We start from the raw sequence: 19431 nt of genomic DNA on the forward strand, positions 1-19431 counted from the left end.
TGGTCAACCTCATGCCGTCAATGGCAGCGGGTCGAGGTGGTGATGTTGAATCCAGATAAGCCAGAAACTGGGCTGAAAACGGCAGCATAAAAACGAATAAGGGTGTCAACTTCGTTGACAGCTACCGGCATCTGAAAGCAAAACATATCGAATGCTATATCGCCGGGCGGTTAGAGCAGGGAATTACTCTGCGCACGCTGCATAACGAAATGGCGGCGGTGCGGGTGATGCTGCGCACCGCCGGGCGGGACAAGCTGGCGGATGCGGACCGATTGAGCAACAGGGCGTTAGGCCTGAGTGGGGCCAGCCGGGACGGTACACGGAAAGCGATTACGCCGGAACGCTATCAGACTGGGCTGGCAATCCTGCAACAGAAAGACGCCGGACTCGCGTTGACGCTGCAACTGGCACGAATGATAGGTCTGCGATCGCAGGAAGCGGTACAGTGTTCGCAGTCGCTCAAGACATGGGCCACCGCGCTCGAGCGAGGCGACGAACAACTGACGGTGGTATTCGGCACCAAAGGCGGACGGCCCCGACAAACGCGGATTCTGGATCGGGAAGCATTAACGCAGGCAGTGCATCAGGCGATTGCGATTACCGCTGCTCGCAACGGTCGGCTGATTGATAAACCGGATCTGAAAAGCGCCATTAACCGCTGGCGTTCACAAACTGCTCTGGCAGGACTAAAGGGGCAATACTCCCCGCACAGCCTGCGTTACGCATGGGCGCAGGATGCGATGCGTTATTACCGGCAGCAGGGTTTCAGTAACCGGGAAGCAAGTGCGCTGGTGTCGATGGATTTAGGGCATGGCGATGGGCGTGGGCGGTATGTGGAGCGGGTTTATGGATGATTGGACTAGCTCAGGATTGGTACTGATGTCTCGGTAGGAAAAATATCTAAAAGTGAATGGCCTGTTTGTTGGGATGCGGACATTAGCACTGTTTAATTGATTCAAACCTAGCATCTAGAATCGGTATGACTTTTGAAAAGCCCTAGCCGACGCTGCGACTAAAAGAATTACCAAAGCAAATGCGATAGCTGGTAATGTCTAACCTGTCCGTTGCGACTAGCTGCCTATTGGAATTGCAGCTACTAAAACAGATTCGCCCGGCGAAAGCCTCCGCCACGGCATGGGCAGAGATCGATATTGAGAAAAAAATGTGAAGCATTCCGGCTGAACGATCGCTAAATTGCTCTGCAAGAAATCACGGGAGTACCACTTACACTCACACCACTGAATATATTTAAAGGTGTAGTTTTATAGTGTTATGGTGGGTGAACAATCTTGATGTGAGCCGAGAGCGATATGTTAAATCTTATTCGGTTGCTAAGAACGGAGACTAATTTCACATATTATTATATATCTGGCCGTAGACGAGTAGTATATTATTGGTGATTAACGATGTTGAAAAAGGGGGGAGGATTCCCCCTTTACTACATCTAACTGACTCTTGATTTTTTATAGGGACCACAACTCCAACTGAAGAAATCCCGCCCTAATTTATACCATTTTTCATGAAGTTCGGGCGGTAAGCTAGGGTTATACTGTCTCAAGTTACCTTTATTGATGTATTCTAGAGTATTATTTAGTAAGTTATCACCAAATCCATCATAAGTCAGGCAAGATGGTTCACATTCGCACTTTTTCAATTCAATGCATTTGCAATTATATTTATTGTTAATTTTTTTTAAAATTGAGCACCAAAAATCTCCATGAGTATTATCAAGTTTCAATGCCGTTTTAAGATCGAATCCTTTTTTATGATCAAAGTAAAACTTAACCGATTCATCTATAGAACAAATTTCTTTTAAAAAGGAGAGGGATATTTCCTTTCTTACCATTAGATTTAAGCTTTTAAGTACCGCTTCAATCGTCTCTAATGGTAATAATGATTCAATTTCATGAACATCTAAAATCTCTACAAACCCTGATCGATTAGTTTTTGGACCAAGGAAGTGTGTGCTTGTTCCACCATAAGGAGCTCTAGGATGTTTTTTATCATTATCTACAATGCAAAAAGCAATTTCATTATTTTTAATGGTGCGTTCGAAAATATATTTAGTGCTACCTCCACCACCGTTAATGGCATTAAAACCAATTGAGCAACGTGATAATTTTTCATTACGGGCATAAAACTCAGCGATAATTTTGAAAAAATCAGAGTCTAATGGATTTTCACAAACTATTTTTGTTTTTTGTAATTGTGACGAATCATTGAAGTATAAAGGGCCACATAAAAATTTATATTTTTCGCCATGATTGACCCATTTAAAAGATGTATCAGTGATTTCAAAATCGATGGAAATATAAAATGAAACTTGGTTTAGTATTGCATGATATTCTCTTAGACCTGATAATGCTTCAGATGCAAAATTTTTTGACGATATACTGTAAACACCGTTATGCTCTCCGATTATAGTGTTAAAAAAAACCTTAGATGCAATTACCAAGTGTTTTTTTTCTGCAAATGAACGAAGAATATTCTCGATAGCCATTGAGAACTTACTATTTAACACATCTTTTTGTGTGACATTTTCAATATTTATAATCATGCTCATCTACCTGAAAAAAAACCGACAGGCCAGTTTTGGAGAAAACCTTCTTCATTAAAGTACGATTTTGTAACTACCGTTTGCTGTTTTTCATTCTTTTCAAAAACTAATATTGAAACATCATTTTCTAAAAGCCCTTCATTATCTTCAATACATTCACCAAGAGCTTCTATCATTGTTTGACTATGTGTTTCAAAAATAATTTTCAAGTCTATTTTATTATTTTTTGCTTTAGTTACTACCTTTGCAAAAATCCTTGCTAAATTGTGTTGATACGATGAGTGAAGATGTAATTCAGGTTGTTCAATGATAAATGTAATCGGTTTCCTAGAAGTAGTTGCTCTGCGTTCCGTTTCGAGCCAAATAGCTGTAACTATAGGTAATACCTGTGAGTAACCGAACCCCATGTCACTTATATTATAGTTTTCGTTATTTTCGCCCGTATTTATCAAAATCGCGAAGTGAGATCCAGTTTGCTCAACTTTTATAATAAAATCAAAATTAGATTTAGTCCACTCTTCAAATCTTGTTTTTTCATTTGGCCTTAATGAATTTAACAGCATTGCCAAATTAGAGCCAGTATGGTCTATTTCATTTACTTGTAAATCTTGAAATCGGTAGAATCGCTCTGATGTAGCCCGAAGTGGTGCTATATATTTTACATTTCCAAACGAGTCAGATAAAGAAGTATTTATTATATCTATGAGATTATTAATGTTCCATCCAATTATAAATGGATATAATTCTTTCATGATATCATTTTGATGATGTTCGAAATTTTTACTGAATGTTTTTTGTTCTTTAAAGAGAAAAACAACTAATTTTCTTGCATATTTTTCAGGGAAAAAACTTATTTTTTTAAAGGCATCGATAACTTGATTTATATCCGATTTTACATGAAAGTATGGTTTAATAAACTTAGATGCTGAATCAATGAAGGATATTTCTAAAGCCCGATCATTTCTAGAGTTTCGTAAATAAAAAGGATTGGATGTAGTAGGTGTTTCTTCTTTTCCTTTTAAATAAATATTTGGTATAAATTGACCAAGGTTTTTAGCAATTATTCCCTCTCTCTCTAATACTCTATCCTCAGATTCTATCTGTAGCTTAACGTTATTATTCTCATCAAGAGAAAGTGTGATCGTTGCATCATTAAGAATGACTCTTATTTTTTTGTTTTTGTCTTTTTGTCTTTGGAATAAACAGTTAATTCGGTGTCAACATTGGTATTTTGCTTGGCCAAAACATTAAATCGATAGTAAGAATGCTTTTGAGTTACTTCGGGTGGTACTGAAAGTGAAAAACTAAAAGTGATCTCTTTACTTTCTGAGTTTTTAGAAAGAACATCAGTAAAGTCCCCATAATCTACATATCGACCATACCATAATATAGGGCCAGTAGTATTTTCTTCCACGGATTGACGAAACAATGGAAATGTACGAAGTAATGAGCTCTTCCCACTACTATTTTTACCAACAAAAACTGTTATTGGTTTTAAATCAATAAAAGTCTTACTGACAAAACTTCTGAAATTCTCAAGACCGATACCTCTAATCATTCTCAATTCACCTAAGCTAAACTATAACACCAATAGGAAGTAAATATTATTACCTTTGCCATTCGCGCGCAATGCTATCCCGGTAATCCCCCCGAAAAAGCAGAGTGTTCATAAGTAGAATTTTCTCGTAATCTAAACGCAGGAGATTCTTATGAAAAAATCACGTTTTACCGACAGCCAGATCATCGCCATCCTCAAGCAGGCCGAAGCAGGAACACCGGTGCCTGAACTGTGCCGGGAGCATGGCATCAGCAGCGCCAGTTTTTACAAGTGGCGGACTAAATTCGGCGGGATGGATGCGTCCCTCATGACCCGGCTGAAAGAGCTGGAAGACGAAAACCGTCGCCTCAAAAAGATGTATGCGGAAGAACGCCTTAAGGCTGAAGTCATTCAGGAAGCGATGCAAAAAAAGTGGTAAAGCCATCTCAGCGTCGGCAGATGGCAAAAGCAGCCGTGGAAAACAGGTATATCAGTATTCGTTTTGCCTGTCAGATATTTTCAGTCAGTGAAAGTTGTTACCGCTATACACCGAAACTTGATGAGGAAAATCAGCAGATTGCAGAGTGGTTGTTGCGTATTACCGACAGCCAGAGAAACTGGGGTTTTGGTCTGTGCTATCTGTACCTTCGCAATGTGAAGGGTTTCGGCTGGAACCACAAAAGAGTTTACCGGATTTACTGTGAGCTTTCGCTGAACATGCGCATTAAGCCGAAGAAAAGGCTGAAACGGGAAGAGCCTGAACCGTTAAGGGTACCGGAGCAAAATAATGAAAGCTGGTCGATGGATTTTATGCATGATCAGTTATCAGATGGCCGCTCAATCCGATTATTGAACATCATTGACGATTTTAACCGGGAGGCGCTGGCAATAGAAGTGGACTTCTCGTTACCGGCGGCCCGGGTAAAGCAAACACTGGAGCGCCTGATTGAATGGCGTGGAAAGCCGGCTTCGCTCCGCTGTGACAACGGTCCGGAATATACGAGTGGCGAGTTGGTTAAATGGGCTAAAAATAATGACATTGAACTGAATTTTATTCAGCCGGGGAAACCGCAGCAGAATGCCTATATTGAGCGTTATAACCGGACAGTACGCTATGACTGGCTGGGACAATATCTATTTTCATCACTGGATGAATTACAGCAGTATGCAACGGAATGGCAGTGGTTTTATAATCACGAAAGGCCCAATATGGCACTGGGTGGATATACACCAAAGCAGCATGTGTTACGTGCTGCATAACTCTACTTATGACCTCCGTTAAAAATGGGGGGATTACCAAGACTTGGAAAAATTTGCCAAAGATAAACTAGCTCATAGCACGTTACAGTATTGGTACCCAAACCAACACAGTGAACAGAGTATGTACTCGAACTCAGATATGCATGGCTCTGCGACAACTAACTTTCCGATAAATGGAAGCTTGGCCCTGGAGCTCGTAGCACAAGAGTGTGAAGGCGCTGATTCGTTTAAGAAAATGTCAGCTGTTACTGAAGGGAAGGCTCCATTGATACTGACAGCTTGTCGTTGTTACCGATATCCAGTTCCTTTCCATTTTATTGAAGATTGGTTAGTGGATTCCCTTCCGAAAAAAACTTCCGCCTCTCAATCTCAGCTAACCTAACGATTATTCAATCTGTCCGTTTCGCGCAAGAAACGGACACTTTACAAATGTACTGTTATTTCATCGGAAGTTGTTAAATAATCCATTGAAATAAAGAGCATTTTATTATACTTTATTTCCATATGTGTTTTCTCTGTTGAATAATATTTTTACTTCATAAGTTTATGAGAAAAAATAACAAGACTTGTAGGATTAAATTATGAAATGGAAAGAATTTAAACTTTCTTTATCGAAAAAAGATTTAATTGGTATAGATTCTGAATTCACCGCTTCAACAAGGCGTTTAATTTCTTTTTTTAAAGCAGATGGAGCCCATCTTAATAAATGGTGGGTTATGACATCGGTTGACTGGGTGTGCCCGTGCTGCAAAAGAAAAAAATCAGAAATTGTTAGGCTAAACAAAAATAATTTTCTAACCTGCCAACTACACGAACATCATGATCATATGAAGGAAGTCGTAAAATCCCTTTTCGAAGAGTTTTCAAAGAGAAAGAAGCGTATTGTTGCAGATGAACTATCTGAAAAATTTTCCATTAAGGCGGCCTTTTCATTATCAGCTTATGACAATACAGTTATATGTTTTGATTGTAATAAAGCAGATGCAGACGCAAAACGTTTAGTTAAGTGCCATAAATTCTTTTCATTCTCTCCGAGGGAAATCTCAGAGTTTATTTGTGTAATTCCCAATCATGAGCACCAGATTGATGTAAAAGCTGCGAATGAAGTTTGGGCACGAATAGAACCCATATTTAAAATGCGTTTAAATCTCGCCAGGCAATTCGCTGAAATAGCTGCAGAGAAGCAAGACTGGTATCAACCATCTGAGAGAACGGCAAAACAGACTGAGCGAATTGCAAAACGATTATTTAAGTTGAATGGATTACATGATTTTGATGAAATAGAGCCTGAAAGGCTACTATATAACACTGAACCATTTAAAGGTTCGAAAAATTCTTGGAGGATAAAAAATAATCCCACAGCAAAAAAAATCCCTTTAGCTAACGATATAGCACATTTAGCTGCTGTTAGAGGTAAATATTGGAACAGATATAATGAAGAATGGGTATGTCCATGTTGTCAGCGAAAGAAATATAGTTGCGTTAGACCATCTAAAAAGAATCAATGGGTTCTTGAAATAAAAAAAGCCCCATTGTTTGATGAGAGTAAATCTAAGACCAAACATCATGAAATTGCAATGTGCATGGATTGTGTTGATTCAGCGATAAATTTAGGGCGCGAGGTCTCACACTTTATATCAAAAGGGATCGAGTTTCCTAGTTCGGTTATCACACTTGAAGAACTTTCCAAAGTTATAATTCCTCGCCCCCACTCAATGCATGCATTTCATAATGATTTAATAGAAACGTTATTGCCTTCGATTATTAAAAGATACCTTAATTTTATTGATGATTAACTTAGTTTACTTCAAAAAAGCGCATTCAGAGACTCAAAAACCCTAAGTGTTTAACATCCGCTCATTGCTGCCTGTCAGATTTGCTGTGTTCTGCTTTTAAAATGCTGTCAGGTTAAGTGGTGGCTAATCCTGTTCATTACATCGCCCAAAAGCCTTTATCAAAAAACATTAACCAGAGGACTTTCTTTATAACAATTCATTTCCAATTAAAATAGATGGTATTTACATTAATATCAAGCCATTGATTAAAAGTTAAGCATATATATTCCATAAATACTTAGTGATAATATTTTCCATTTAGCCCCCTCTCATTCCTCTGATAAATATAACCCCATACTCACACCCCTTTTATCTTAAATATTTATTATTTATAGCTCAGAATTTCCACTAAGACCAATATTATAATTGATCTATGCTTAGCTAATTTTCTTTATAAACATCGTTACGCACAGTTCTGCGACATGCATAAATTGGGTTCTACGCAGGTATATATTTTTCTGACTATTCACAGTCGGAGCTGTATCGAACATGAATTATATGACTATAAAACATACAATTCGATTCCTCGGCTAAAAATATTTTTGCTACTCATGTCACAAATAAGTCCCACAGCCTCCATTTTAACCAAGCAAACAAAAATTTTAGGCCCACAGTTGGGCCCATAGAAAAAAAATTGAATCAGGAATAAGCCATCTAATCAAAATAATAGGCAACCTATTCAACTCCCCCCAGCGCTGAACGCCGCCTGGCTTCCCAAGTGTGATATGCCTTGATTACTATGCCCTATCAGGCCACTTAGTCTGTTTGACATGGCTAATAAATAGCCCATAATGTAACTACAAAAAGCAACTACACGGGGTGATTTTGGACATTCACCACATCCTTAATGGAATAGGGTTTGAGTGGGATGAAGGTAAAGCTCACACAAATTTGCATAAGCACAACGTCGCTTTTGAATTCGCTTGTGAAATCTTTTTTGATCCTAACGCGCTGAGCGTGCTTGATAACAGATTTGACTACGAAGAAAAACGATACCAGACAATAGGCAAAGCAGGCGATCAAATATTACTTCTGGTGGTACATACGGACAGATTCGGTTCAATAAGGCTTATTTCTGCCCGTAAAGCAAACGCCAAAGAGAGAGCGAGGTATGAGGATGATAAATCGTAAACAACAAATCGATCGCCTTAACAACATGGCGGATAAAGATATCGATTACAGCGATGCGCCGGAACTGCCTGATGCGGTGTGGAACAATGCGGTGCGTGGTAAATTCTATAAACCGGTAAAAGTGCAGAAAACGGTACGTATTGATGCCGATGTGTTGAACTGGCTTGAAAGTGAAGGACCGGGCTATCAGACACGGTTGAATAATATTCTGCGCCGGGAAATGGAAAAAGCATTGCGTTCCTGAGTACGCACCCTCCCTTTTTGCATAATCTTAAAAAACGGTGGCAGCCGTATATAAAGAGATTGTCCAGTCTGCCGGCAGGGACAGAGGCGCGGCCACAAGCCTCGCTAAAGGTTTGGGTGTGGCTGGAAAACGTATTCCTTTTGTTTCATTTGCTGTCGCCGCTTATGAAATTTTCCAGGCTGAGGATAAAGCAACGGAAACACTTCATCAGGGAGTCGTTGCCACGGCAGGGATTGCTGGGGGATGGGCTGCAGGAGCCGGTGTTGTGGCTGTTGGCGTTTGCGCCGCCACCGCTCCGGTATGCGTCGGCGTCGCAGCGTTGATAGGTGGAGAACGGGCTACAGCAGGCACAGAAATGTTATATGGAACAATTTATACGGTGCCTTAAAGGGAAAATCTGTGCATGAAACTAAGCGATCACGAACTGTCAAAACGAGTTCTAGTATGGCATGCCTTGTCCGATCTTTTTACAGCGCGTGAGTTACAGGACTACGACTATCAATGGATGGTCAAGGTGCTGAAAGAATCTGGCTTATCCAAGGAAACCATTTTTCAGATAATTGATGACGAAGTGGCGCCCGCCTTACTGGGAAATCTGCTATTCAACCCTACTCCGGTTATGGATGGCTGGGAACCCGAAGAAATAAAAGAATTGGTGCTCCGCTATTTGCATAAAAAATCAACAGTTATAGAGAAAATACTCCCGCGGAAGTCCCTAATTAAAAAAAGGCGTAAAACCATTCAAAACGAATTATCCCGACTATCGATCGAGCTGGATAAAAAACTAACCTGACACATCATCATTAACGCTATCAACTCAATGCCTACTGGCTGCCAGAATACGATATGCCTGATAGACACCAACAATGATAAAACCGTCTGGTGAAGAGGGTGTTGCATTCACGTTTGGCAACACCCACATTGAGGCAATCACAGCGGCTAAACCGAATCGGTATGCTGTGGTGATATTAATTAAACCTCCTGGATAAGAATCGATGGGTCGACCTTATTCACATCGGCGGTGCCGGTCAGCACCATGCTTGACTCAAGCTCACCCTGGAAGCGTTTGAACAGCATCTCAACCCCTTTAACACCACCGCCGAGGCTGGCACGTAGCATCGGACGGCCGACTAATACGGCTTGAGCACCACTAGCCAGTGCCTTGAGCACATCGCCACCATCGCGCACACCACCGTCCACCAGAATTGGCATCTTGTAACCGCGATCACGTACGGCTTTTACAATCGCGGGTAACACATGCATAGAGGCTGGGGTCGAGCTCAGTACGCGGCCACCATGGTTAGACACCACAATCGCACCGCAACCGGCTTCGGCGCACATCAAGGCTTCTTCAACCGTCATCACCCCCTTCGCCATAAAGGGGATCTTGGCGTATTTAACGATTTCTTTAAGCTTTTTCAGATCCTTAGGCTCAACCGTGTTGCCGGGTAGCGCACGGGCGGCGCGACCAGCCGAATCGATGTCAATCGCAAAGAAAGGCGCGCCGGCATTCTGTACGAGATCGATACGTTCAAAGATTTCCTGTTGAGTACGAGGCTTGATTTGCGCAATCGCGCGGCCTTTAAATTCTTTGACGACGTCTAAACGACGTTTGTAGGTATCGAGTGGATCGCCAATACCATCCGCCGCCCAACCTAAACAGCCTACGTTTGCCGCCCCTTCGATAATGCCGCGGGCGTATTTATCTTCGGTCATCACTTCGCCATCGAACGCTAATTTGTTAGCCGCGCCCATGTTGTAGGTTAGACCGCCGGTGACACCGGTTAGGATGGGCATAGCTAATTTAACGCCGAGTAACTCAGTTTCCATTTTCGGCTTGGTCACATTGTGCAGGCTGCGCATATTGAGGCTCATGCCTTCAAAGGCTTCAATGTTGCGCACAAAGCTTTGACGCATACCGCCCATACCAGGAACCCCCTCTCCACAGGGGCCTTTACCGTTACAACGGCCTGCGCCGGCTACATCACAAGCAGCGCAAGTACTCATAATTTTACGGGAATTGCTGAGTACATCTTTTAAGTTTTTAGACTCTTTAATGTAACCCTTGATGGCTTGCGGCGCCTCCGCAGCTTCAGTGGTTGCCGCTGCTGCGACAGCCGATGCGCCTGCGGCATTGACCGCAGATGAGGCCGACATGGCAAGCGTTCCTGCCGCAGCGGCGAGCACGGCTCCCTTGGTTAAAAATTCACGGCGATTTTGGTCTAATCTATTATCCATATTAGTGTCCCCTATGTTATTCAATTTTTTTTTCAGGAGTTATTGACGCATTTTTCTCACGATCGCAATTTACGTCGCGCGACTTCTTAGGGGGTAACACTCGAAGATAAAATTTGGCGATAGATCGCTTAACTCAAAAAACTTTGACCCTTGCATACCCAATTATGCATTTTTGCATAACAGCGAAAACTCAGCCGTTCAAAATCAATTAATTATCTTTATTTTCAATCAAATATAACCTGACCGTAGAATTGGCCACGCAAATTAAATGTGAAATCACTAGCAGAAAAGAGGCAACGGGCTGCCATTGTGGACTGACTGCGCTTATGGTTAAGCCCAATCCCAAAAGGCCCGGATCTCTGATTTAGCCTGGCACCGATTTTGGGAAGATATCAAGAAGGTGTGTATTCAGTGAACTATTGGCAGTATTTACGGGGAATGATATTGGCGCTGAGTCTGATCTCGACTCAAGGATGGGCGCAGCAGGATCTGATGTTCAATGTCCATAGCAATACCCCGCCCTTTGAGTGGCAAAATGAGGCCGGTGAAGAAACAGGCTTTAACATTGAATTAGCCCGTCAAATTGCCCAAAAATTGCAATACGATTTAGTCATCAACCGCCAAACCCTAGAGCAAACCCTGTATTCCGTGACCCATAAGACACGCCAATTAGCCGTGATTGACTTGCCCGCGGGAGAGACGTTCGCTCTCAATACCGCGCTGCCGCTGCTGCCCACCTATATCAGCGCCTATAATCGCCGCACCGAAGGCCATGCGAACTCCTGGGCGGCGCTGCGTAAAAAGCGCGTGGCCATCAAACAAGCCTCCTCGGTGGATATGTATCTTAAGGCCAATCCGCAGGATTTTATCCTCGTGCCCGTAGTCACCAATGAGCAGGGATTTGAGCTATTATCGGCCGGTAAAGTGGACTTTGTGCTGGCCGAATTCTACTGTGCCCGCCGCCTGTTGCAACTGTTCCCGATGACCAAAACGGCGAGTAATCCATTATTTTTCAGTCAGTTTTATTTAGTTATGTCCGATAAGGACCCTTTGTTTTCCAAGGCCGTAAGCGACGTTCTGGAGCAGAATTACCACGGCGGTTATTTCGATGACCTGATTGATAAATGGGCCGGATTCGGCAAGGAAAAAATCGAGCTGGGACAAGTGCGTAACGATTTGTTTCAAGGCGCGTTATTAGCCGCCATCGTCTCCAGCATTGGCCTGTTGATCACCCTCTATATCAGCCTGGTGCTCAGGCAAAAAACCAAATCCCTTAAACGGGAACTCAGCCAACGGCAAAAAGCCGAGGCGGAAATTAGCCGAGTATCGGCTCAATTCCACTCGGTATTAGACGGCTTGCCCTGCGGCGTTATCCTCCTGGATCAACACCTGCAGATAATTTGGCAAAACGGTAAGTATCAATGGATGTTAGCGCCAGAGGGGCTCAAACAGGCGTATCCAAAGGTGGCGCTAACGCAGCTTATCCAGTCGGGATTTAACGGTGAAGAATCGCAATTAATCGAGTTTTCCCTCGACAATAAACGCTGGAAACTTAACTTGTACCTGATCTCAAGCAATATGCTCGCCTTTTTTATCGAAGACTACACCGAACCATTTGAGTTAAAACAGGCGAGCGAGCTGTCCGGCCGTCTCGCTTCCCTTGGGGAGTTGACCACGGGCATAGCCCATGAAATTAATAATCCCGTAGGACTTATCAATCAATCCATGAGTCTGATGCAGGATATTATCGACGATCTGCGACGTGCGCTGCCGTTGGCGGTCACGCAACCGCAGGCGCTGCAACAGGGGTTTGAGGAGCTTAATTATACCAGCCAATCGGTGCAGGAATCGGCCGAGCGCATTGGCTGTATTATTCACGATCTCAAGCACTTCTCCCGCTATGGCCTCAACAATATTAAGCCTGTCGCGCTAAACCACGTTGTTGAAACCGCGCTGCGATTAACCCATAACAATGTCAAACGCTTGCAGTTGCAGCTCTCACTCCATCCTAAACTTCCCGCTATTAAGGGGGACGAACTGCAACTCCAGCTGGTGCTTATCAATCTGATCCAAAATGCCTGTCTGGCGATGGACAAAACCAATCCGCTGCTGACGATTGAAACCGGGGTCGAAGAGGGTCAGGTATACCTTAAGGTGATAGATAATGGTTGCGGTATGCAGCCTCACATACAGGCACGTATTCGCGAACCCTTCTTTACCACCCGCCGCGAGCAAGGCGGCACCGGACTTGGGCTTTCGACCGCCAATAAAATTCTTGTCGAACACGGAGCCCAATGGCTTATCCATTCGCAGCCCAATATCGGCACCGAAATGAAAATCCTGTTAGGAATGTGCAATGAAACTTAGCCGCAATATTCTCGTCGTCGATGATGAAACCCGCTGGTTACGCACCATCGATATGTTGCTCAATCGGCATATTCCAGAGGCCAAGACCTACACCTGCGAAAACAGCCGTCAGGCCCTGCAACTGATCAACGACTTGGATATCGCGCTGGTGTTACTCGATCTCAACATGCCAGCCCTTGACGGTCGGCAATTGCTTGGGGATATTCGCGAGCACGCCCCCTATGTCCGAGTGATCGTATTGACGGGACTCAATGAAACCGCAATCGCGGTAGAGTGCATGAAGCAAGGCGCCTACGATTTTATTACCAAAACCAGTTCGACCGACCACTTGCTGCTATGTGTCCGCCGCGCCATGGAGATGATCGGGCTGGAACGGCGTTACCATCAAGTTAAAGATGGTTTCTTTAACCGCATGAACCTGGAAGCATTCGATCAAATCCTTACCACCGACATCAAAATGCGCGACTGCTTCAACTTCGCCGCCACCCTGCACGATAGCCGCGAGCCCATTTTAATCGAAGGGGAAATCGGCACGGGTAAGCACCTGTTTGCTGAGGCGCTGCAACAACTGGTTTGCCCGGAATTGCCATTGGTAGAGCTGTCACTGGCCGATGTATCCCCGCAGATATTGGAGCAAAAACTGTTTGGGATTGCCAATCAGGCGGGCTTACTCGATATGGCGGGCTCAGGCTTTTTGCTGCTCGGTAATTTAGCGCTGGCGGGCGCGGAAACCCAAAGAACGCTCACTCAACTGTGCCAGCGCAAACGCTATTTTCCACAGGGCTCATTGCGGGAAACCGCCCTTAAGTGCCGATTACTGTTTAGCACGACGGTGCCGCTGGAACAACTCGAACAAAGGGCTTTTTCCCACGGATTGCTCTACTGCTTGCAACCACAACGGATCAAACTGCCGCCGCTTAGGGAACGAGCCGCCGATATTGGCCTGTTATTACAACATTTTAATGAGATGGCCTGCCAAGAGTTGGGCCGAGATTACCTCGCCCTGCCCCACGCTCTGGCGAGCCGATTAGAGGGGTATGCCTTCCCCGGGAATATTGCCGAATTAAAGTCGTTAACCTTTACCGCAGTTGGGATCAGTAACGGCCAGGAACTGGCCCTCGCGCCTTTTTTCAAGGTGCTGGAACAGACCCAACAGATGCCCCAAAGTGAACGGCTTGCCTTTCCGGCGAACTTGCCCACCATTAGAGAAATCACGCAGCAGTTGATCCATGAGGCGCTCATTCGCACCAATAACAACCAGAGCGCCGCCGCCAAACTGCTCGGGATCACCCAAAGCGCCCTGAGTCGTCGTTTATGCAAGACTACCATCCAGCGGGTTGCTAAATAAGTTGGGTAGTAGCAAGAACGCATTGCCGGATGAATCACTTTCGCACGGTACTTTATTTATTTCTTCAACAGACAATAATTTCGTACGCCGGCGTGAACACCAACTAACCAAAATGTGATGACGGGCATTGTATCAGCCGGCTAATACCGGAGTATTGGTCTCTATCGGCTTTATTTAACGCAACCCGCTGGTAAACTTTGCAGGACTTCGTAACCATACAGTTTTTCTGCAACGGGCGTTATTCGATTCGAGGAATTGATGCAATGGCCGTCCGGTTGTCGGTTTATGATATTTGGTAATTGACCAGATTGCACAATCTCTGAGGTCCCTGTGGGCAATCTACTATCTGAAACAGCTAGTTAACAGAAGATCTTGCTATGGAATTTCGTGATATTAAATATGTGTTAATGGTCGCTGAAGAAAAAAGTTTCTCTAACGCAGCGCAAAGACTCTTTATTACTCAGCCATCGTTAAGCCAATCCATCGCCCGCATTGAAGAATCCCTGGGGGTAAGATTATTTGATCGCAGCAGAAAACCGTTAATGCTGACTTTCGCCGGGAAGAAATTTCTTGAAATGGCCTATCAGGTTTTAAACTATGAAAAACAACTTCACAAGAAGATGAAAGACATAGCCGATTTAAAGAGTGGAAATATCACCGTTGGCGTTTCTCAATTCCGGGGAAAGTACTTTTTTCCCAAAGTACTTCCGGTTTTTTATGATAAATATCCCGGCATTACAGTTTCTATTTATGAAAATAATGCATCAAAACTTGAAAGTGCTGTACTTACTGGTGATATAGATTTTTGCGTGGAAATTTTACCGGTTAAAAACAACGATCTGACCTATTCTCTTATCAATAAGGAAAGGCATTTAATCGTATTGCCCCGCGATCATCCTGTTAACAATAAGTATAGCGTTAACAGTTCTGTTGGTTCATATCCCTCCATCAATCTGGTTGATTTACAAAATGAGTCCTTTATTTATCTTCTTCCAGATTCTCAATCCAGAATCCAGCTCACAAATTTCTTTAAAAAACAAAAATTTACACCAAAAGCAATCATTGAAGTCAGAAGTATGGAAACAGCCCATGCGTTAGCGGTCGCCGGCATAGGCGTTGCGTTCGTATCAGAAGTGATCATTCCTTACTGCAATCCTGAATTTCGCGGAAAGTATTATATATTAAACGGCTGTGAGCCTGATCAATTGCAAGTAGGATTCGTTTATAGAAAAAATGCTTATCTGTCTAAAGATGTATTTTCTTTTTTTTCAACGGTAAAAAGTATTTACAGGTAATGCTGCTTTATCTTCCGACGGAATTAATCCTGATTTTCACTCTCTACTATCTGTCCGCCCTGGAGCTATTCATGACTATAGCAATAACTTTCCTTTTTGTATTATAATTATGTATCTGGTAATAGCCCCTGGTGTTGGCCGTCTCACCATTATTACATTAATGTAAACAAAACGATAAATGCCGCTATAACAGTTGGAATCATATTACGTTTGCTAATTTCTATAGGATTAACCCCCGCAATTTTTGCCAGAATAATTGCCGCCGGGCATACCGGTGACATCGTACGCCCTAAACCTGCTCCGATTTGAACCATAGATCCCATTTCAATAATACCATAGCCGAAGGTCGGCGCGTGCGGTGTTACGGCTCCATTGAAAGCGAGTGCTGCCGCATTTCCCGTACCTGATATTGCCGCGATAATAAAAGGACCAAACGCCGCCGAGTATTTTGCCAGTTGCTGCGAGCTCTTCATTATATCCAGCAACTCGTCAACCAGACCAATGGCCTGCATCCCCTGAATAAACATGGCGGCGGAAGCGATAATGCCGACGACATCGCAGAAACCATCACCCATTCCGCGGAAGAACTGCTTTGTCATCTCTTTTAAATGCTGCCGGGTAATAATAAACCCTAAAGCTGTTCCCAGGATCATTGACTGAGGCACTGTAAATTCAGGTATCAACTGTACCTGTTTACTGCCTAAAACTAAAATAACAATAGGAACAACAGGTATAAAGGCAAATAAATAATTGACCTTGTTTTTTTCAATCTCCGCATCCTTACTGACAGAAGGGCTGCTTCCCACGCCCTCTTTTTTTATAAAAGCAATAACCATTAAAATCAATGCGGCGGCAACGGCAGCAATTAATACCTGCCTGGAAAAGGTCGAGATAACGGTCATTACATCCACTCCGGCCATTTCAGCCACCTGAGGGTTAAACATCAGGCCGGGACTCATGACGCTACCCCATGTTCCTAAAAACACAGCGCTGCCGGCCATTGCCGGGCGAACTCCCACAGCCAGCAAAGTAGGAATTAAAAGTGCTCCTACGGCTGCTGCTACGCCAGCCGCGCTTGGTATAGCAATATTCAGAAAAAATGTGGCCAAAACAGCTCCTGGAATAATAACTAACGGAACTTTCTTTAACAAATTCGTCATGAAAGTAACCAGATGTTTGCTGCAACCCGTATAGTCCATTACGTAGCTGAAGCCCATGACCGTGCAGATTGTTGGCACCAGACCGGGATTGGTTAACTCTTTGACAAAGGCATTGACCGCACTTACAACATTTCCACCGAGTAATGCCATAACCGCTCCGGAAATAATCAGCACTAATCTGGTTTCATAATTTTTTATGATAAAATAAAATGTTGCAATAATGATAAGAATACCAACCCATACCATGATTTTATTCTCCTAAATAGAATTACATTGGCTTTTATTGTTGGTTTTATCTGGTTTTTCAAAGCGTCGGGTTATTTTGGCGCCATGCAACCCCGGCAACTCATAGCCGTTTATATTCGATCATTTTTATTACTATTACACTGGAGTAAAACAGTATGGGCATCCGTCAGATTACTTTATTTTTAGATAACCTTATTTTATATCGCATTTATCAAAATCCCATTCCCAGTCACAATAAGGAGCCGTTTCTCTAACGTCATCTCGCAACTCAACGCCAAGTCCCGGACCTTCCGGCACCATTAAATACCCATTTTCAATTTTAAACGGCGTGGTTATCTCTTTTTGAATCCTCTCCCATTCACTTGTGATAGGACACATTTCCATTACTTCAAAATTAGGTATTGCGGCTGCCAGATGCAGGCTACCGGCAAGATTAATGCTGCCTGTGGCAATATGCGGAATGACATTTACATAATGACTTTCCGCAATTGCTGCAGCTTTTTTACAACCGGTAATACCCGCCATAACGCAAATGTCCGGCCGTATAAAGCTAACGCTTTCCTCCCGAAGCAGCATATCAACATCCTGAATGCAGAAACTGCGTTCTCCGGCACTGATCGGTGTTTTAGTTTTACGCGTTATTTCTTTCAGAGATAAATAATTTTCATAATTAATAGGATCCTCGAAGAAGAGAAGATTGCAGTCTTCCACCATCCTCAGCAGAGTAATGCTTTCATGCGGCTGTAACGCACGATGGATTTCGCAACCAAGATCCATATCCAGACCAACAGCTTCACGCACTGCATGAATCATATCGCTCATTGCTTTCATCTGCCGGGCGTAAGTACCGGTGGCCTCCCTGATGTTAGTTGGATTTAATCGAATACAGGTATACCCTTGCGCCTGCAGTTTTATCGCTGACTCAACGCTCTCCTCAATGGTTTTGCCATTCACAACGCCCCATAAACGAATTTTCTTGCGGACGGCTCCGCCTAACAACTCATAAATAGGGGCATTGTAATGCTTACCCTTGATATCCCACAAAGCAATATCAATGGCGGAAATCGCGCTGCCGACAACCGTGCCGCCGAATTTAAACCGGTTATATAACTCGCTTCCGATATACTCTATCCGCATCGGATCCTGACCAATCAACGGTTTTTCCATGCGGGCAACTGCGCCAGCCACCGCTTCCCTAAACCCCCAGTTTCCGCCTTCGCCTGTACCGATAATACCTTCGTCAGTGTACACTTTTACGAATAAGCGGCGAGAGCCTGTTAAAATAGATTCGACTTTTGTGATCTTCATTCATTTTTCCTTTGTGAGAATATTATCGAAATATATAACACTTCACATATTCGAGATGTTCGAGCGTAACTCAGAATTGGTTGCTAATGATAAATAGTGAGACAAAAGACAATAACTCTGCCGTAAATCCCCACAAACCCTTCCTCACCGGATATTTATTTTGACTATTGCACTCTATAAACAATAATTCAAATTGGAAATTACATATAATATTATAGGTTTTGATTATACTTCATTTTAAATAGCTTTTACTGGTTACCGTCACAAGTAGGAAGGGTTGTGTAATAAACAATTTTTTATTGAATGATATAAGTAAAGCAATTTCCGTGCTGAACTGGCTTGAAAGCGAAGGACCGGGCTATCAGACCCGGTTGAATAATATTCTGCGCCGGGAAATGGAAAAAGCAGAAAGGTAATGAGTCACTCGTCACCTGCCCCCCACTCATCACCCATTAATCTATTGATTATTAAAAATAAAACCGTCTAGTGGAGAAGGTGAACCGTTTTTTATAAAATCTTTTTATTTTGGCCTCACAGGCACTTTTCCTGCTAACGGGTATTCAACCTATCTTTTAAGGTGCGTATTTTATATACTTCTTGTACGGCAATTTGCCGGAATTACTTACGTGAGGTGGCTATGTCTACAACCGCAAGACTGGAAGCGCGCATTCCCTCTGAACTCCACGCATTGATCAAGCATGCCGCCGAGTTACAGGGGCGCACGATGACGGATTTTATTATCACAGCGACACAGGAAGCCGCTAAACGAGCAGTAGAGGAAACCGCGATCCTGAAACTGGCAATTGAAGATCAAAGGCAATTCGCTGACTCATTGCTGTCTGAATCGCCGGTTTCCCCAGCGTTATTAGGCGCAATGAAAAGACGTAAGGCGTTGGGAAGATAAA

At 43.3% G+C, this 19431-nt stretch carries 16 protein-coding genes and 1 pseudogene; 11 read left to right on the forward strand and 6 right to left on the reverse strand.

The features are described from left to right. Positions 1-113: 113 nt before the first annotated feature. A pseudogene (locus tag MFP24_RS12530) lies at positions 114-854 on the forward strand (integrase domain-containing protein); the annotation flags it as partial. A 590-nt stretch (positions 855-1444) separates the two neighbouring features. Here MFP24_RS12530 and MFP24_RS12540 read toward each other — a convergent pair. The 3 genes from MFP24_RS12540 to MFP24_RS12550 are packed head-to-tail and all read right to left on the reverse strand — an operon-like array spanning position 1445 to position 4115. Next, positions 1445-2557, reverse strand: coding sequence for a hypothetical protein (locus MFP24_RS12540; protein WP_249230634.1), 1113 nt, complete (start codon positions 2555-2557; stop codon positions 1445-1447). A 2-nt stretch (positions 2558-2559) separates the two neighbouring features. Next, positions 2560-3768, reverse strand: a complete 1209-nt coding sequence (locus MFP24_RS12545) for a DUF3696 domain-containing protein (protein WP_318011343.1) — start codon at positions 3766-3768, stop codon at positions 2560-2562. Beyond that, complete coding sequence (locus MFP24_RS12550) at positions 3723-4115, reverse strand: AAA family ATPase (protein ID WP_249230635.1); 393 nt, start codon at positions 4113-4115, stop codon at positions 3723-3725. Before MFP24_RS12550 ends, MFP24_RS12545 begins: the two co-directional genes overlap by 46 nt. A gap of 151 nt (positions 4116-4266) precedes the next feature. Between MFP24_RS12550 and MFP24_RS12555 the strand changes: the two genes are divergently transcribed. The 6 genes from MFP24_RS12555 (at position 4267) to MFP24_RS12580 (ending at position 9357) form a co-directional block, all read left to right on the forward strand. Continuing rightward, positions 4267-5354 (forward strand): IS3 family transposase gene (locus MFP24_RS12555; RefSeq protein ID WP_249230636.1). Its coding sequence is split into 2 segments (ribosomal slippage): positions 4267-4519 and positions 4519-5354, totalling 1089 coding nucleotides; the frame shifts between segments, so codons are not numbered across the junction. 581 nt (positions 5355-5935) lie between these two features. Continuing rightward, on the forward strand, positions 5936-7150 hold the full coding sequence (locus MFP24_RS12560) for a hypothetical protein (protein ID WP_249230637.1): 1215 nt from the start codon (positions 5936-5938) through the stop codon (positions 7148-7150). A gap of 858 nt (positions 7151-8008) precedes the next feature. Beyond that, the gene (locus MFP24_RS12565; RefSeq protein WP_249246718.1) at positions 8009-8320 is read left to right on the forward strand and encodes a BrnT family toxin; all 312 of its coding nucleotides are present in this window, start codon (positions 8009-8011) and stop codon (positions 8318-8320) included. Beyond that, positions 8307-8564: a BrnA antitoxin family protein gene (locus MFP24_RS12570; protein ID WP_249230639.1), complete on the forward strand. Its 258-nt coding sequence runs from the start codon at positions 8307-8309 to the stop codon at positions 8562-8564. The genes MFP24_RS12565 and MFP24_RS12570 overlap by 14 nt, the downstream gene beginning before the upstream one ends. A gap of 118 nt (positions 8565-8682) precedes the next feature. Further along, entirely contained in the window at positions 8683-8952 is a 270-nt protein-coding gene (locus MFP24_RS12575) for a hypothetical protein (RefSeq protein ID WP_249230640.1), read from the forward strand. Between the two features lie 15 nt (positions 8953-8967). Further along, on the forward strand, positions 8968-9357 hold the full coding sequence (locus MFP24_RS12580) for a DUF7079 family protein (RefSeq protein WP_249230641.1): 390 nt from the start codon (positions 8968-8970) through the stop codon (positions 9355-9357). Positions 9358-9536: 179 nt separating this feature from the next. On the opposite strand, the gene MFP24_RS12585 is transcribed toward MFP24_RS12580, so the two are convergent. After that, positions 9537-10802, reverse strand: coding sequence for an alpha-hydroxy-acid oxidizing protein (locus MFP24_RS12585; protein ID WP_249230642.1), 1266 nt, complete (start codon positions 10800-10802; stop codon positions 9537-9539). Between the two features lie 411 nt (positions 10803-11213). Here MFP24_RS12585 and MFP24_RS12590 point away from each other — a divergent pair, with 411 nt between their 5' ends. The 3 genes from MFP24_RS12590 (at position 11214) to MFP24_RS12600 (ending at position 15812) form a co-directional block, all read left to right on the forward strand. Next, a complete protein-coding gene (locus MFP24_RS12590) occupies positions 11214-13169 on the forward strand; it encodes an ATP-binding protein (RefSeq protein ID WP_249230643.1) in 1956 nt (651 codons plus the stop codon). Then, on the forward strand, positions 13159-14517 hold the full coding sequence (locus tag MFP24_RS12595; RefSeq protein WP_249230644.1) for a sigma-54-dependent transcriptional regulator: 1359 nt from the start codon (positions 13159-13161) through the stop codon (positions 14515-14517). The genes MFP24_RS12590 and MFP24_RS12595 overlap by 11 nt, the downstream gene beginning before the upstream one ends. A gap of 377 nt (positions 14518-14894) precedes the next feature. Beyond that, positions 14895-15812 (forward strand): LysR family transcriptional regulator, encoded by a 918-nt coding sequence (locus tag MFP24_RS12600; RefSeq protein WP_249230645.1) that lies wholly within the window; start codon positions 14895-14897, stop codon positions 15810-15812. Positions 15813-15964: 152 nt separating this feature from the next. On the opposite strand, the gene dcuC is transcribed toward MFP24_RS12600, so the two are convergent. Beyond that, a complete protein-coding gene (gene dcuC, locus MFP24_RS12605; protein WP_249230646.1) occupies positions 15965-17218 on the reverse strand; it encodes a C4-dicarboxylate transporter DcuC in 1254 nt (417 codons plus the stop codon). Positions 17219-17410: 192 nt separating this feature from the next. Next, positions 17411-18526 carry a mandelate racemase/muconate lactonizing enzyme family protein gene (locus MFP24_RS12610; protein WP_249230647.1) on the reverse strand — a complete coding sequence of 372 codons (1116 nt, stop codon included), beginning with the start codon at positions 18524-18526 and terminating at the stop codon, positions 17411-17413. A 637-nt stretch (positions 18527-19163) separates the two neighbouring features. Here MFP24_RS12610 and MFP24_RS12615 point away from each other — a divergent pair. Further along, complete coding sequence (locus MFP24_RS12615; RefSeq protein ID WP_249230648.1) at positions 19164-19430, forward strand: type II toxin-antitoxin system TacA family antitoxin; 267 nt, start codon at positions 19164-19166, stop codon at positions 19428-19430. Position 19431: the final 1 nt, after the last annotated feature.

The sequence above is a fragment of the Brenneria tiliae genome (assembly GCF_023347575.1).
GTDB classification, from domain to species: Bacteria; Pseudomonadota; Gammaproteobacteria; order Enterobacterales; family Enterobacteriaceae; genus Brenneria; species Brenneria corticis.